A 16,391-nucleotide genomic window follows, 5' to 3' on the forward strand; every position below is an offset into this window, starting at 1 on the left:
GGACGGATCACATCATCCCCGTGTGCGAGGGCCCTACATCCCCCGGATGAGCCGGCCGCGTTCTTACATCCGGGGCCTGACGCGCGGTGGGCGGACCGGCTCGTACTGTCCCTGCCATGGAACTGATGGTCCGGCTGAAGGACGTGCGCAAGGAGTACGGCGAAACCGTCGCGCTCTCCGGGGTGAGCCTCGACATCCAGGCGGGTGAGGCCGTGGCGGTGATGGGCCCGTCCGGGTCGGGCAAGTCGACCCTGCTCAACATGATCGCGGGCCTGGATCGTCCGACGTCGGGCACGGTGACGGTGCGCGGCGAGGACATCACGGCGATGGGCGAGGCCGAGCTGGCCCGTTACCGGCGCCGCCGGATCGGCATGATCTTCCAGTTCTTCAATCTGCTGGACGACCTTCCCGTGCTGGAGAACGTGACGCTGGCCGCGCAGCTGCTGGGCATTCCGCGCAAGCAGGCCAAGACCCGCGCGATGGAACTGCTGGACGAGCTCGGCATCGCCGATCGCCGCAACGCCTATCCGGTGGTGCTGTCGGGCGGGGAGCGGCAGCGGGTCGGCGTGGCCCGCGCGCTGATGAACCGGCCGGCGCTGCTGCTGGCCGACGAGCCGACCGGCGCGCTCGACTCACGTGCCGGGGAGCAGGTCATGGACCTGCTGCTGGACCTCAACCAGATCGGTCAGACACTGCTCATCGTCACCCATGACGAACGGCTGGCCACCCGGGTCGCCGACCGCGTGGTGGCGTTCGAGGACGGGCGGGTCGCCGTGGAAGTGACCCGGTGAGGGCGGTGTGGCGGGCCGCGCGGTTCGCGGTGCGGCGGCGCAGGCTTCAGACGTCCATCATCGCGTTGGTGCTGCTGTTGTCGACCGCGACGATCGTGATGGCGATGGGCCTGCTGACCACTGTGGACGGCCCGTACGACAGAGCGTTCGCCCAGCAGCACGGCGCACATCTGACCGTCGGCTATGACGCGGCGAAGGCGACCCCCGCCCAGGTGGCGGCGTCGGCGTCGCGGCCGGGCGTTACGGCGTCGGGTGGGCCCTATCCCACGCGGGTCATGACGATTTCGGAGACGGCCGGGCCGGAGTCGTTCCCGCCCGGCCCGGTCGTGGTCGCGGCGCGGACCGCGCGTGGCGACGACCCAGTGGACCGGCTGACGCTCAGGTCCGGCCGCTGGGCCACCGGTCCCGGCGAGATCGTCCTCGCCGGCGACTACGGGCGGTTCCCGTTCGACCCGGTCGGCAAGAAGATCACCTTCGAGGACGGGGCGTCGTTCACCATCGTCGGCATCGGCCGGTCGATCACCAGGTCCGCCCAGGCGTGGGTGGCGCCGGGACAGCTGACCGCCCCGGACGGCCTGCAGATGCTCTACCGGCTGGTCGACCGTGACGCTCCGTCCGGGACGGTCACCGCGGGGCTGCCGGTGACCGCGAGCCAGAGCTACCTGGTGTCGCGTTCCGACGCCACCGAGAACGGCAAGGTCGCGATCCCGTTCCTGGTCGCGTTCGGGATCGCGGGACTGATCGTCGCGGTGCTCACCATCGGGAACGTGGTCAGCGGCACGGTCGTGTCGGGGTTCCGGCACATCGGCGTGCTGAAGTCCCTCGGGTTCACGCCCACGCAGGTCACCGGGGTGTACCTGATGATGGTGGCGGTGCCGGGCGTTCTGGGCGGTCTGGCCGGGATCGCGATCGGCAACCTGCTGGCCGGAGTGCTCGCCACCGCCTTGGCCGACTCGTTCGACCTGCCGAAGGCCAGCGGTGTTTCCCTCACGGTGGACGTGCTGGCCCTCGCGGGCGTGCTCGCGGTCGTGGCCGTCTCCGCGGGGGTTCCGGCCGTACGGGCGGGGCGGATACCAGCGGCGATCGCGGTCAGCGCGGGTGCGGCGCCGAACCGCGGCCGGGCGCTGCGAGCGCAGCGGGCGCTGGCCGGGATGCGGGTGCCGCGCCCCGTCAGCCTGGGTCTCGGCCTGCCGCTCGCCCGGCCGGCACGCAGCGCGATGACCGTCGCCGCCGTCGCGTTCGGGGTGGCCGCGGTGACGTTCAGCGTCGGTCTCGATCGGACCATCAACGCCTACCTCACCGACGCGGAGAAGACCGGCAGCGTGGACGTCGAGGTCCCCGTCCCGCCCGGCCGGTCGATCTCCCTGGACGGACGCCCCGGGACGGCGAAGGTCACCGTCACGCGGTTCGAACAGCTCCACGTACCGGGATTCGACCGGGCCGTGCACACCAGGGCGTACCAGGGATCCGTCACCGACCGGCACGGTCACCGGATGGTGCACGGCCGCTGGCTGACCGGTCCCGGTGAGGCGGTCGTGGGCGACCCGTTCCTCAAGAAGACCGGCAAGAAGATCGGCGACGCCGTCGTGGTGTCCAAGGACGGCAGGAAGGCCACGCTGCGCATCGTCGGAACCGCGCTCGTGGACGGCGGCGACGGCATCCTCACCGACTGGGGCACCCTCGCCGCGCTCGGCGGCCCGGCCTCCGAAGGATCGGGCCTCTCCAGCTCCTTCCTGGAGGTCACTCTCACTCCGGGCACCTCACCGGAGGCCTACGCCGCCGCGCTCCGCGCCGAGGGCGTGGAAGCCCACCCGGCCGCCGATGAGGTCGAGGCCAGCCAGCTGATCGTGCTCGGGCTCATCGCCCTGCTGACACTCGGCCTGGCCACCGTCGCCGCACTCGGGGTCTTCAACACGGTCGTCCTCAACACCCGCGACCGCGCACGCGACTTCGGCGTGCTCAAATCACTGGGCGCGACACCGGGGCAGGTCATGGCCGTGGTGCTCAGCTCGATGACGGCACTGGGCCTGCTCGGCGGGATCATCGGACTGCCGCTGGGCCTGGCCGCCCACCACGTAGTGCTGCCCGCCATGGGCGGCACCGGCGGCCTGGTCTTCCCCTACGGCCTCACCGAGATCTTTCCCTGGGAGCTGATGGTGCTGTTGGTCTTGGCGGGCGTAGCGATCGCCCTGCTGGGCGCCCTGATCCCCGCAGGCCGCGCGGCCCGGCTGAGAACGGCCGCGGCCCTGCACTCGGAATGACCGGACACAGGGGCCCGCGGCCCAGACCGGCCCCTCCCACACCGGCAGGTGTTCCGGGCACGGATCGTGCTGCAGATCGCCCGCGGCCCGGCATGGCGGACCTGACTGACCGGCCGTAGCGCCGGACCTGCAGAAGCCACCGGCCCGAATCCACAACGAACATCAGCCTGCTCTGCCAACCACGGCCTCGCCACTGCCAACGCATTGCGCATGAGCGTTAGATGGCTACGCTGCATAGCCTTTGGCAGGGCACACTGCCTAGTCGGCTCAAAGTGTTCCTCCTCGCGCGGACCCTCGGCCGTATCGAAGCCGAGCCCGATGTGGTTCAGCGGTCGATTCTGGTGATGCGGGAGGACGACCTCGACCCGGAGCCCGTCGCCGGGCTCGGACCTCTCGAATCCGATCCACGCATCGTGCGCCAGGTGAAGGCGTTGTGCCGAGCGATGGTGACGACGACCAATGGCATCGCGCCAGAGGCGTTCTGGCCTGCCCCTTCTGTACCTCATTGATCGCGTTTGTGTCTACGGCCCTTCGCGGCTCCTGGACGAGTAGATCCGCATCGTTTGGCGGATCCCGAACACGGAAGCTGCATGGAGGCTCCGACACTGAAGCGGCAAGTCCGGAAGCGGCGAAACGAAAGCGGCTCCGAGCTCAAGCATTTCGAACTTGAACTCAAGGGGACGTTCTTCCAATTGCGCGAGTAGTTCAGCAAAGCGCTGCGACAAGTATGGCTCACTAACTACCTGACTTCCCCAGGGGGATAATTCACCCTTAGTGATGCCCACACTTCATATAATTCGCCGACCGACGCGCGATAGCCATTGAACCAATCGGCCGGCAATGGATACTCTCGCGAACGAAGTAGCTCCCACAACGTGGGACACAGGTCTCGGGCGGCCAAGAGAGCCTCGAAATAGGGCACGTCATCTTCCTTTGTCGACTGTGCGCCTGCGGTCATCCAGGCGGCTTGCCAGCCGCCGTCCTGGCGGATCTCGTGTTCATACAGAGCCCTGACCGCGGTTTCCGGCAACGGAATGGTTTGGGCCGGCTGCTGCCGTCTTGGGCGGTACAGAGGGCAGCGCTCCTCCGATCCCCTGGAAGTTGGACGACTTCCAGGGTTGCGCTACCAATCCCGCCTTCGGCCCGCCGTTCGCGCCTGTTGCCACTAAGGACGCCGCGCTCCGCTCTCTGACCGGCGAGACTGGGCACGACTGCACAGTCCCCGGATGCGAGGCCGGTCGGAAGGGTGGAGCAACGCAGCCGAAGGGTCAGGAGGACGGATCGAGTTGAGAGTCACGCCGCACGGTGGTCTGTTCTTTGTGGGCGGCAGCATAGAGTGAGCGCCACCGCTGCAATACCTCGCTCTCCGATGAAGTTGTGAGCGCAGACTGCTGTGCGTGCCTTAGACACGCAATAATGAAACTTGCGACCCATTCCCAGCGAGGCACCTTGTTCCGTCGACGCCCGTTCAGTACGTCACTGACGGCAGCCGGCGAAAGAGGGGCGAAGTGAAAGTTGCCATGCCGCTGGCTGTACGACAATTGGGTGAGCCTCCTGTAGCTGGGCTGGCCGCACGCCAAATGGTATGCCTTGAGCAGGTCGACGAATTCTGTTACCTCTGGGAGGTCGGTCACTGATGAAGAGTGGTTACACGGCGATTTAGTTATCTCGGGCCGAGCTGCTGGACGGTCGCGCTCAAGTTGAGCAGATATCAGCTCACTGACTTGCGGAAATCCCTCCAAGACTTCCAAGAAACTGGCACTGTCGATGGACAGGCCATGAACCTTTGTCAGCGCCCAGATCGTCGATGTGGCGAGGTTCTGCCTGGCCACGTCCTCGAAGCCGACGCAGTCGCCCGGGCCATAGGTCAGCATTCTGTCGATGGGCACATCAGCGGCTGCCCAGCCGTGCACGATGACGATCACAGCCTCCGAGAACTTCCCGGCGTGGCTGAGGGGTTCCCGGGGCTGGAACTGGCATTTTTGGGCCGAGGACAGGAGTACTTCACGTTCCCGGTCCGGGAACGTTGTAAAGAAGGAGCCTTCGAAGATTTGCACCACGACCTGTACCCAGCTTTTATCCGAGCAATGCATAGAGGAGTGCTGGGAAGGCTGTGACCAGCCCTACGAGAGAGCTGATCGTCAGATATGGGCGATGAGAAGAGCGGAGAATCGAGGCGAGGTAGGCAACCAACGCGAAGAACGCGATGGTGACGAACACCCCAGCCATGATGGGAAGCGGATCTTGATTCACGTGACTCCCTCGACTTGCCAGTCCGATGCCTGAAATATGCTCGCCAAAGAGAGCGTGATCGGGGACTGCGTGGAAGCCCGACCACACTTGCGATGTTGGCGGTCCCGAGACTAGGGGATCAGCATGAAGCGCAGGCGGATATAGAAATTCAGGCGCTTCGGCTGCAATCCGTCGGACGCTCGTGTATGCACTCCGTGGCCGAGGGGTGGGTCCGTGGGCTTCCACCCCCACGGCCCCACCTGGACGCAGACACCGGACTGGCAAGCCTCGGCTTTTCGCATCCGAAACAATGATGGCGAGCAAGACGCCAACTCGACGGCCGTTCCTCGTTTCCGTACGGCTCGGAACGACATGGAACAGCCGTGAACAGAATCCAGCACCCGTGGCGAGCGGGAAAGCTCGAGTGACTTCGGAGGCAGAACGTCCGGCAACGGTTTGTCGCCGCACCGTCACGAGCTGAGACGGAGGCGCTGACGCTCCGCTTCAGATACCCGGGGCGAGCAGCCCTAGATCGGTTGTCCTCGGACCCGTGGTTTCTCGCCGCCCCATGCTGCAAGCCGGGCAGGTCGCCGTCGGAGTGCGGACGAGGTGGAGATGACTGGACGATCTGGCAGGACCAGGTCCGCCGCCGGGGGCACTGTTCCCCAACGCCGGGGAAGCCTTGGCACATCTCGTCGAGTACGACGCCGACCCGTACGCATCGCCTACCTTGGCAGCATTCGCGTGATCGTGATCGTTGCTACTTCCGGGAAATTGGAAGGTCGCTGGCCCGGTTCCGCCGCGACCCAGCTGTCATCTCTGACCAGTGGGAGACATGACAGGAGGGATCTCGTTCCTCCGCAACGCGCTTGCAGCTTTACACCGCTTGAGAGAACCGTCTCTCACAACTTGTCAGCGGACGCTTCATCGTCCAGCCTCAGACGCGTGTAGTGGCTTCCTCGCGGTCAGCTGCGACTCGAGCCCGCACATCCGCTCGTTCTCCAGGGACTGACCAGGTGGTGCCTGTGGCGCTGCCTCGCCCTTCCGCCTGCCGGCTTGGCCGCGGTGGTGCCTGCATTTGCGGCTCCTTTAGCTCTTGCGCGGACAGCGGCTTGGTCGCACCGCTGTGAGGCGAAGGAAGTACGCCGCCGACTACGTTCGCCACAGAGATCGTCTTGGCGAGTACGACACGTTGTCGATTGTCAGGCACTTGTCTTGTAGATGGCGCGAACGGTCGCCAAAGGCGATGGCTCCGGGCGGGGTTGCCCGGAGCCATCTTGGCGGCGTTGTTCAGCGGCGGGCGCGCTGGTATTCCTCCCAGGTGCGGATGGGGACCTTCGGGCCGTCGTCCTTGCCGCGGTTGGCGAGTCCGTTCCGGCCGAGGTAGTAGTCACCGACCTGGTGCTGGGCCGGGGTGGACAGGTCGGTGTCGTTGATGGCGGTGGCGTGGATGTGCCATGGCCAGTTGCCTTGGCGGGGGCTGCGCACCCATGCCGCGAAGCCGACTCGGCGCAGTTCCCGGACGACCTTGGTGCGGGTGGCGGCGTTCATCCCCTTCACCGAGATGTCGACGACGCCGCCGCCGTCGTGGGTGCCCTTGGACGTGGGGTCACCGCCGGGGTTGTACGAACCCTGGTCCAGCACGAGGTTGCGGCCGCCTAGCCGGCGCTTGGCTTCGGCCAGCATCTTCTTCGTGCGGGTGTTGAGGATGAAACGACCGCTGGGCACTCGGGGGCCTGGGCCGATGGCGTACGTGACTCTGAATCGGCCGGCTCCCAGCTTGGTGAGCGACGCCTTGCCCGGCAGGCCGTTGGCGGCGATGCCCTTGTAGCCGAGCGACTTCTGGTACTTGGTGAACGCGGCGACCGTCGTTGTGCCGTAGTGACCGTCCACGTACTTCGCGGCGAGCAGGCGCCGGTCACGCAGGGCCCGCTCGACGAGGAGCACGCTGGCCTTGGCGCCCGGGGTCAGCTTGTTGTTGGGCCGTCGCGGGTCGATCTGGGCCGCCTTGACGGTGGCTTCCATGTTCACGCTCGGCAGGGGCTTGCGCGCCGCGGGTGTCTCGGACGCTCCGGCCGGTCCGGTCAGGGAAGCGAGCAGGCCGGTCGCCACGAGGGCAGCGGCGTATGTGGGGAGCTTCATTGTTTCTCCGGGTTGCAGGAACTTGCGAGGCGATGCCACAAGTCCATCGGATCGATCACCCGGGGCACAAGAAGATCGACATTGTCCAGCCGACTCCGGACGCGTCCGGCCGGGTCTGGATAATTGCGGTGACCGCGGCGGGGCTGGTGCGTCTTCGGAGGGAGCCGCAGCGGACGCGGAGTTCGCGCGGCAGAGCCTCGGCGGGTTGTGGGCGCTGGAGTTCGAGCGGCTGTTCGACGAGCGTCCCGAGGCCGCGACCGAGCTCGGTGCGCTAGTGGAGCGGTCCGGTACGCCGGCTGAGTCACGGGTCCAGATCAACCGCCCGCGGGACAACGGACGCGTCTTCGCCCCAGGCGGCGGCAATGTGATCGTCCACGAGGCGCCGGGCAGTGACGGGAGCCGAACGCCAAAGCGTCATCGTCGAGAACGGCTTCGGGGTCGATCTCCACGTCTTCCCGGACAGGGGTCGCCGGCCGCTGGAGCAGCCGAGTTGGATGCTGAACGCCCAGTTCCGGGTGGTCGGCTTCCAGGGACGAACGGCTGATCGGGCTGGCGCGACCGTTCGGGGACGTGGCGGGGAGAGGGCACCGCGCTTTCGTGGCTGAAAGGTCGTCCACTTTGGAACGCAAGGCAGCGCTCGCACGGGCGCGCCGGCCCCGCTACTGAACGGTCAAGAGGGACGCACGTGAAAGGTCCCCACGGGAACGCAACGCGGTGCCGTCACGTCCTATGGCGACGTCGCCGAGCAATTCGTAGAAGTGCCTGTACAAGGTAGGGCGATGAAGACAGACTCAGCGAAGCAGTGGCAGAAGGGGGAAGGCGTGCAGGCTCGGATTTCCGTGATCGACGACGGGGGCGGGACGTCCGCGTTGGAATCGTTGTCGGATTGGCTGAGGGGAGAGCCGGAACTGTCCGGCCGGGTGCGGATGGACGCGCAGCCGCCGCGGCCCGGCGAGATGGGCGCGCTCACGCAGGCGCTGCTCATCGCGGTCGGCTCGGGCGGCACGGTCTCGGTCCTGGTCACCTCGTTGACCGCCTGGCTGTCTCGCCCGGGCGGCGCGAAGGTACGGATCCGGATCGAGAACGAGTCCGGGGCGGTCGTGGAGATCGAGACCGACAACGTGCCGGGTGACGAGATCGAGACCCTGGTCCGCCGGGCGCTCCGCCCCCCGGTGCTCCCGAGAGACTGACGCGTTGGGCCTCCCCAACCCGCAGCGCTCGCGGGTCGTGCTGCTGGGTGCGAGCACCTACACCGATGACCGTCTCCCTGACCTGCCGGTGGTGGACCGGACGATCCGCGACCTGGCGTCGATCCTCACCGAGCCCGGCCACGGTCTCATACCGCAGAGCAACTGCACGGTCATGGTCGACGAGGGAGACATTCGCAAGCTGGGCTACCGGCTCAGGCTCGCGGCCCGGCAGGCGGAAGACCTGCTGTTCGTCTATTACACCGGCCATGGCCTGGTAGGCGGCAAGAGGCACGAGCTCTACCTCGCCCTGCCTGACAGCGACTGGGCCGAGCCCGAGTTCAATTCGCTCGAATACGACAAGCTGCGCAGTGCCGTGCTGGACAGCCCGGCGACCACCAAGGTCATCATTCTTGACTGCTGTTTCTCGGGCCGTGCGGTGAGCGAGACCATGGCCGATCCGGTCGCCGAGGTGATCGGCCAGATCGACGTGGACGGCACATACGTGCTCACCTCGGCGCCACGTGATCGATTGGCGCTCATCCTCCCCGGTGAGGAGCACCCGGCCTTCTCCGGACGATTCCTGCGTCTGCTGCGGCTCGGCGTGCCCGGCGGGCCGGATCTGCTCACCATCGACGACGTGTACGAGCAGCTTCTCGTCACGATGAAGGCCGAGGGGCTTCCCTTGCCCCAGCGCCGCACGACCCGTACCGCCGGGCTCCTCGCGCTCGCCCGCAACCGTGCGTCAGGATCGCCGGTCTTCTCGCAACCCCAGGACGAGCCGGAGACCACCAGCGAGACGTCCCTCCCCATCGCCGGCATCCTCGAAATAACGGAGAACGGCGCGCACGTGCGGACTTCGGGTTATCAACCGGGCCCCAACGATGTCTCCGTCCCGGCCTCCTTTCTCAACGCCACACTGCGCAGGGGTGATGTGCTCACGGGCGCGGTCCCCCGAGGCAGCGAGGATCAGCCGCTGCCGGAGCTGACCCGCCTCGACACGGTCAACGGCCTGGATCCCGACGACTCCTTCATCCGGGATCGACCGGAGTTCGCCCGGTTCACCCCTGTCCATCCGAACGAGCGGCTGCGCCTGGAGACCGACGGCGACGGCGTCACCACCCGCCTCATCGACCTGATCTGCCCGATCGGCAAGGGTCAGCGCGGGTTGATCTTCGCTGATCCCCGGTCGGGCGCCACCACGACCCTGCGGCTGATCGCCGACGCGATCCCGCGCAACGATCCCGACGTCCATCTGATGGTGGTCCTGGCGAACCCTCGCCCCGAAGAGGTCACCGAGCTGCGGCGATCCATCAAGGGTGAAGTGATCCCCTTCGACGTCACCGGCGTGAACGACGACCGTGCCAGGACCGCCGAGGTCGCCATCGAACGGGCGAAGCGCCTGGTGGAGCTCGGGCATGACGTGGTCTTCCTCCTCGACTCGCTGACCCGGCTCTCGCGCTTCCCCGGACTGTCGCCCTCCCTCCTCGACCTCTTTCGCAGTGCCCGCCGGATCGAGCACGGCAGCTCTCTGACCGTCATGGCGACCCTGAATCCGCCCGCCCCGTCCGCGCCCCACGACCACGTCATGTTCATCGAGGAGCTCAAGGACGCGGCCAACCTGGAGCTCCATCTCACCTCCGATCTCGCGGGCGAAGGCCTCTTCCCCGCCATCGACGTCCATGCGTCGGGCACGAGGAACGAAGACCTGCTCATCAGCCCCGAGGAGCTCAAGGCCCTTCGCGGCCTCCGCGCGTCTCTCCGCGACAAGAGCCCGCAGAGTGCCCTGGAGGATCTGGCCCGCCGAATCCAGCTGACCGACTCCAACGACGCGCTGATCCGCGACTTCTCCAACTGACCGCTGAGCGGCGGTACGTCGTCATATTGAGCGGCTGACACTTCTCGCCGCGGTGACCGCCTTAGGCTGGAAGTGCGCCAACGGCCTAGGCGGGGGTTAAGCGAATGGATCCTGAACTGGTCGTAGGGGTGGCCAGTACCGCCATCGCACTGGTCACCGGGGTCTTCACCTGGCTCCAGCTACGCCGTACCCCGGCACGGCCGATCGAGGATGAGGAAGCCAGGCCACGGCCTCCCCTTCCGTCTGGCGAGGCGCGACGAATCTTGCCGGTGCCGATCGGCCGGCTTCCTGCCAATGTCAGGGGTCGCGACGACCTGCTCGGTTTGCTGAGACCCCTCGCGCTTGAGCCGGATGGACAGGTTCACCTGCTCACCGGGCTGGGCGGGGTGGGCAAGTCAACGGTCGCCGGACTGGTCGCCGCCGAGCTGGCGGACACGGGCAAAGCCGCGTGGTGGGTATCGGCGCTCGACTCCAGATCCGTGGCCACTGACCTTCTTTCACTGGCACACGCGCTCGGAGCGACTCCCAGCGAGCTGGACGACGCGTCGAGCGGCCGGATCGACGCGTCCGACCTGCTGTGGGGATACCTGGAGGCACGCTCAGGCTGGGTGCTCGTTTTCGACAACGCTGACGACGTGTCCGCGCTGTCCACCGGAACGCGTTCCGCGGCGGACGGCAACGGGTGGTTGCGTCCCACACGTGCCGGGCTGGTGCTGGTGACCAGCCGCGATGGCGATCCAAGCCACTGGGGGCGCCACGTCGAGCCGCACCAGGTGCCGTGGCTGGCGGAGGACGACGGCGCCCGGGTCCTCCTCGATCTGGCGCCGGACGCGGGCGGTCTCGACGAGGCTCGTGCGCTGTCCGGCAAACTCGGCGGACTGCCCCTCGCTCTGCGCCAATCAGGCTCGTACCTGTCGTCTCCGTTCGCCCGAGAACGCACCTTTCTGGACTACCGGGAGGCGCTCCGTTCGCGCCCGGCCCCACTGGCCAGAGGAACGATCGCGAGCACCTGGGATCTGTCACTGGACCAGCTCGCCGGGCAAGGCGCCTCGCACGCCAGAAGGTTGCTCGAAGTGCTCTCATGGTTCGCCGGCCCGACGCCGATTCCCGCGCGCGCCCTCGACCACGAGCTGCTCGGCCGGGCATGTACGGCCGATGTGCCCGAGGTGGTGGAGGGCCTGGAGGCACTGCGTTCGACAGGGTTGATCGACACGGCGGACTCCGCGGACGGCGGCTCGCGCCAGGACGTGGTCATCCACCCGCTCGTATGCGAAGCGATGCGGACCCGGCGGGAGGATGCCGTCGAGGCTCCCGTAGACGTCGCAGCTCCGGTGGACGTCGCAGTCGAGCTCGTCGTGGCCGCGGCGGACGGCATCGATTACGCCGACCCGGACCACTGGCCTGCATGGGCAGCCCTGCTTCCCCATCTTGAGGAACTGTTGGCGAAAGCTGTTCCGGTGTTGCGTGGCATCGCCCTTGCCAAGCTCATCGATGTGTCGACTACGGCATCGTTCGCCATGGCCACGAAAGGCCGCTACCTGGCGCTCAGGGGATTCACGACCGACCTCCTCCGAGCGGCGGAACGCCTGGAGCCCGCGAGCCGCGAGATCCTGGGGGCGCGCTTCGCCCTGGCCATTTCGTACCGGTTCACGGGAGAGCAGGGGGAGGCCGAGCGACGATTCCTCGACCTGCTCGAAGACCAGCGACGCGTCCTAGGAAACGATCATCCACTCACGCTCGCGAGCCGGCATGAGCTCGCCGGCATCGCGGCCGCCCTCGGCAGGGTCACCGAGGCCGAGGCCGCACTGAGTACCCTCCTGGACGACAAGACCCTGGCCCTCGGTCCCGAAGACATGAGCACGCTGGCGACCAGGTACTCACTTGCGTGCATCAAGGCCGCACGAGACCAGGTGGCGGAAGCGGACCTGAGCCTTCGCGAGTTGCTCTCCGACCAGTTGCGCATCCTCGGCGCGCACAACACCGAGACCCTGATCACGCGCTACTCGATCGCCGAGATCACTCTGAGGCGCGGCCACACCGAAGAGGCCGAAGCCGAGTTCGGCGCGCTCGCCGGCGACCAGACCCGGGCACTCGGCCCCGACCATCCTCTGACCCTGAGGACGCGCTACCAACTGGCGCGGCTGAAGGCCGCCCGGGGGCAAGTCGATATGGCCGACTCCGAACTGACCGAACTCCACCAGGCCGAGGCCCAGGTGATCGGCGACGGCTCCCCCGGCCGAATCGCCGCCGGCCGCCCGTGGAACACGCCCGAGCCGGTCTCCGACCGGAACTCACCGTGACCACAGCGCTCGATGAGCGACGGGCTCAGGCCAGTTCGGGGAGGTTCTTTGCCAGCGGGACGAACTCGGCCATCGACAGGAACCCGTCGTGATCGGTGTCGTACTCGGTGAACAGGGACTGAACGATCCCGGAGAGGTCGTTCACCTCGTTCGCCGGGAACAGCCCCGCGATCGCCGCGGTCACCTCGTCCACTGTGAGCCGGCCATCCCCATCGGTGTCGTAGCGAGCGAACACCGCCTCGTACTGATCGGACATGGTTCCCTTCCGTGCAGGCGAACGTGGCATTTGATCGTAACCGCTCCCGGGAACGGCATCAGGCCGGAGCGTTCAGGATCACCAGTCGCTGGGTCGCCCGGGTCATCGCCACGTAGCGGTCGACTGCTCCTTCGATGTCGTTGCCGAACGTCTCCGGGGCGATGAGGACGACGAGGTCGAACTCAAGGCCCTTGGCCAGCTCCGGGGTCAGGGAGCGGACGCGGGGTCGTTCCTCGAACGTGGGGTCGCCGATCACGCAGGCGGTCCCGTCGACATGCTCGGCGAGCCAGGTGTCGAGGATCGAGTCCAGTTCGGACACGGAGCCGTGGAGCACCGGGACGCCGCCGCTCCGGATGGACGTCGGCACGTTGGCGTCCGGGAGCGCGGCCCGGATGACCGGCTCGGCCTCGGCCATGATCTCTTTTGGTGTCCGGTAGTTGATGCTCAGGGAGGCCGGCTCGACCTGGTCGAGGCCGACGCGTTTGAGCCGTTCCTCCCACGACTCGGTGAACCCGTGCCGGGCCTGGGCGCGGTCCCCGACGATGGTGAAGCTCCGGGACGGGCATCGGAGCAGCAACATCTGCCACTCGGCATCGGTGAGTTCCTGCGCCTCGTCCACGACGATGTGCGCGAACGGACCGGCCAGGACGTCGGGGTCGGCGGTGGGCAACTCACTCTCGTCGACCAGGCTGTTCTTGGCGTCCTGGACCCGCAGCATCGTCACCAGGCCCTCGCCGTCGTCGTCGGCCGCGATGAGGTTGTCGACGACCTGCGCCATGCGTTCGCGCTGGGCGGCGAGGGAGGCTTCCTGCCGGCGCTTGCGGCGTGCGGTCTCCGGGTCGCCGAGCCGCTGCCGTGCCGCGTCGAGGAGGGGCAGATCGGAGACCGTCCAGGCCTGGGCGTCCTCGCGTTGCAACCTGCGGACGTCCTCGGGGCTGAGCCAGGGCGCGCTCATCCGCAGATAGGCGGGCACCGACCACAGATCCGCGACGAGGTCGGTGGGCTCGATCAGCGGCCATGCCCTGTTGAGGGCCATGAGCAGCTCCCGGTCCTGGAGCAGCGATTTCCTGAGCAGCTCGGCCGAGATCTCGCCGTCGTACTTGTCGACCAGGATCGCGAGCAATTCTTCCAGGATCTGGTCCCGTGCCTCGTTGTGCGGAGTGCCGGGGTCCGGAGCCCGGAACGCCTCGGCCCATTCGTCGGCGCTCAGCCAGATGTCCGACCAGGGCGTCGTGACCGTCATTCCCTTGGCGGGCGGGTTCTCGTAGAACCTGACGGCCGTCTCGATCGCCTTCACCATGTCCGCCGATGCCTTCAGGCGGGCCACGTCCGGGTCGGTCTCGATCGCGGCGGTGGCCCCCTCGGGGAGGAGGTCCCGCAGGGTGCAGGTCTGCACGCCCTCTTCTCCGAGGCTGGGCAGGACGTCGGCGACATAGGCCAGGTAGGGCTCGTGCGGGCCGACGAACAGCACGCCGCCCCGGCGGTGACCGAGACGGGGGTCGGAGTAGAGGAGGTAGGCGGTGCGGTGCAGAGCGACGACGGTCTTCCCGGTGCCCGGGCCGCCGTCGACGACGAGGGCGCCGCGGGAGCCCGCGCGGACGATGGCGTCCTGGTCGGACTGGATGGTGCCGAGCACGTCGCGCATCCGGGTCGACCGGTGGCCGGCCAGGCTGGCGATGAACGCGGACTGGTCGTCGAGCGCGGCGTGCCCTTCGAGCCCGTCCGGAGTGAAGACCTCGTCCCAGTAGTCGCTGATCCGGCCGCCGGTCCAGCGGTACCTGCGGCGGCTCGCCAGCCCCATCGGATTGGCGTGGGTCGCGCCGAAGAACGGTTCGGCCACGGGAGAACGCCAGTCGACCAGGAGCCTGCGACCCGTGCTGTCGGTGAGGCCGAGCCGTCCGACGTACACGGGCTCGGCGCCGTCCGCGCCGACGATGCGTCCGAGGCACAGGTCGATGCCGAAGCGGCGCAGGGTGCGCAGGCGAGCGGCCAGCCGGTGGATCTCCAGATCCCGTTCCAGCGCCGCCTGGCCCTCGCCTCCCGGCGCCTTGCGTTCGGTGTCGAGGCGGGCGGTCACGTCCGCGATCGCCTGCTCAAGGCTCTCGCCGATCGCGGCGAACTGCCGCTCGTCGTCGGCGATCAGCGCTGGATCGGCCTTCGGCGCGAGGTTGGCAGGAAGATCGAACGCGCTGGTGGTCACGCGCACCCCCGTTTCCGCAGGTTATGGCTTCGGCCGATGATTCTGCGGCATGACGGGGGTCTTGTGGCAAGCCCCCCGGTGCGCTATAGGTTGATAGTGGAGGGGCCGGTGTGCCCCTCCTTTTTCGTCGCACTAGGGGTGCGGGCAGGAACCGCGGTACTCCGTCAGGGCAGGGCTCGCCGGGGGCGGGCACAGGAACTGGTCGTACCGGGTGTCACCGTCGATGAAGCGCTTGAGCCAGGAGACGGCGAGCTTGCCGATCACGGGATGGTCCTCGTGGAGGAACGAGGAGGAGTGATTGGCACCGGCCAACTCGGCGTACGCACGTTCCTTGGCCTGGGTGAGGCTCCCGTAGAAGCGTTCGGAGTGCCGGTCCACCGGTGCGACCGTGTCGGCGGAGCCGCCGATGATCATCGTGGCGGGGGTGACGGCGGACCAGTTCTTGATGGAATGCCAGGGAGCCAGCGGCACGCCTGCCTTGAGACTGGGACGTGACCAGACGGCGTACAGCGCTCCTCCGCCGCCCATGGAGTGCCCCATCACGCCCATGCGCTGGGGATCCAGCCGGGCCTGTACGGCGGCCGGCGACGTCCGCGCCAGGTGGTCGAGGGCGCCCAGGAGCGCCTGGCCCCGAGCGGTGGGCTGGTCGTAGAGGCCGTTGCTGTTGAGCGTCATGACCACGAAGCCATGCGAGGCCAGGCGAGGACCCAGCCAGGCGATGTGGGCCTCCACGGAGGTGTAGCCGGGGACGATCGCGACGCCGCCGAACCTGCCCTGGCTAGTGTCGTCGGGGTAGTAGATCGTGCCCGTCCCGAAAGCCCCGCCGGCCGACTCGGGGACGCTGACCGTCGAGTAGGTGAACGGGCCGCGGGCGGACAGGACGCTCTGCTCGGTGGGAGCGGGCCCGCGCTGGTGGCCTGCCGCCGCCGCCGGTGCGGCGCTGATGGCGCCGAGACTCGGTGCGAGCGCGGCCAGTGTTCCGAGCGCGGCCAGTGTTCCCTTGATGCCTGCTCTCATGGAGACCTCCGGTGGGGGCGGGTGTCCGCCGCGAGAAATGCGTTTCAGAATTGACGTTTCCGCAGCGAGGTTCCGCACACTTTAGGTCGGGCCTTTTCGCCCAACAAGGCTCCCCATTGATGTTTTATCGGCCGCGGTGCCCGTTAG

General features: G+C 67.7%; 11 protein-coding genes. 6 read left to right on the forward strand and 5 right to left on the reverse strand.

All coding sequences use genetic code 11. The features are described 5' to 3' along the window. The first annotated feature begins 116 nt into the window (after positions 1-116). The 3 genes from ABD333_RS32000 (at position 117) to ABD333_RS32010 (ending at position 3,561) form a co-directional block, all read left to right on the forward strand. Positions 117-791 carry an ABC transporter ATP-binding protein gene (locus ABD333_RS32000; protein ID WP_344546269.1) on the forward strand — a complete coding sequence of 225 codons (675 nt, stop codon included), beginning with the start codon at positions 117-119 and terminating at the stop codon, positions 789-791. Continuing rightward, complete coding sequence (locus ABD333_RS32005; protein ID WP_344546270.1) at positions 788-3,052, forward strand: ABC transporter permease; 2,265 nt, start codon at positions 788-790, stop codon at positions 3,050-3,052. Before ABD333_RS32000 ends, ABD333_RS32005 begins: the two co-directional genes overlap by 4 nt. 221 nt (positions 3,053-3,273) lie before the next feature. Then, a complete protein-coding gene (locus ABD333_RS32010; protein WP_344546271.1) occupies positions 3,274-3,561 on the forward strand; it encodes a hypothetical protein in 288 nt (95 codons plus the stop codon). A gap of 759 nt (positions 3,562-4,320) precedes the next feature. Here ABD333_RS32010 and ABD333_RS32015 read toward each other — a convergent pair. Further along, complete coding sequence (locus ABD333_RS32015; RefSeq protein ID WP_344546272.1) at positions 4,321-5,112, reverse strand: Crp/Fnr family transcriptional regulator; 792 nt, start codon at positions 5,110-5,112, stop codon at positions 4,321-4,323. Positions 5,113-6,574: 1,462 nt separating this feature from the next. Further along, positions 6,575-7,426: a peptidoglycan-binding protein gene (locus ABD333_RS32020; protein WP_344546273.1), complete on the reverse strand. Its 852-nt coding sequence runs from the start codon at positions 7,424-7,426 to the stop codon at positions 6,575-6,577. Between the two features lie 779 nt (positions 7,427-8,205). Here ABD333_RS32020 and ABD333_RS32025 point away from each other — a divergent pair. The 3 genes from ABD333_RS32025 (at position 8,206) to ABD333_RS32035 (ending at position 12,771) form a co-directional block, all read left to right on the forward strand. Further along, positions 8,206-8,616, forward strand: coding sequence for an effector-associated constant component EACC1 (locus ABD333_RS32025; protein ID WP_344546274.1), 411 nt, complete (start codon positions 8,206-8,208; stop codon positions 8,614-8,616). A gap of 4 nt (positions 8,617-8,620) precedes the next feature. Next, positions 8,621-10,471, forward strand: coding sequence for a caspase, EACC1-associated type (locus ABD333_RS32030; protein ID WP_344546275.1), 1,851 nt, complete (start codon positions 8,621-8,623; stop codon positions 10,469-10,471). Positions 10,472-10,575: 104 nt separating this feature from the next. Then, positions 10,576-12,771, forward strand: a complete 2,196-nt coding sequence (locus ABD333_RS32035; RefSeq protein ID WP_344546276.1) for a tetratricopeptide repeat protein — start codon at positions 10,576-10,578, stop codon at positions 12,769-12,771. A gap of 25 nt (positions 12,772-12,796) precedes the next feature. Here ABD333_RS32035 and ABD333_RS32040 read toward each other — a convergent pair whose 3' ends face one another. The 3 genes from ABD333_RS32040 to ABD333_RS32050 form a co-directional block, all read right to left on the reverse strand. Then, complete coding sequence (locus ABD333_RS32040) at positions 12,797-13,027, reverse strand: EF-hand domain-containing protein (protein WP_344546277.1); 231 nt, start codon at positions 13,025-13,027, stop codon at positions 12,797-12,799. Positions 13,028-13,085: 58 nt separating this feature from the next. Further along, on the reverse strand, positions 13,086-15,227 hold the full coding sequence (gene helR / locus ABD333_RS32045) for an RNA polymerase recycling motor ATPase HelR (RefSeq protein ID WP_344546278.1): 2,142 nt from the start codon (positions 15,225-15,227) through the stop codon (positions 13,086-13,088). Between the two features lie 132 nt (positions 15,228-15,359). After that, positions 15,360-16,244 (reverse strand): dienelactone hydrolase family protein, encoded by an 885-nt coding sequence (locus ABD333_RS32050; RefSeq protein WP_344546279.1) that lies wholly within the window; start codon positions 16,242-16,244, stop codon positions 15,360-15,362. Positions 16,245-16,391 lie beyond the last annotated feature (147 nt).

This window comes from Actinomadura fulvescens (genome assembly GCF_039533225.1).
Lineage (GTDB): Bacteria > Actinomycetota > Actinomycetes > Streptosporangiales > Streptosporangiaceae > Spirillospora > Spirillospora fulvescens.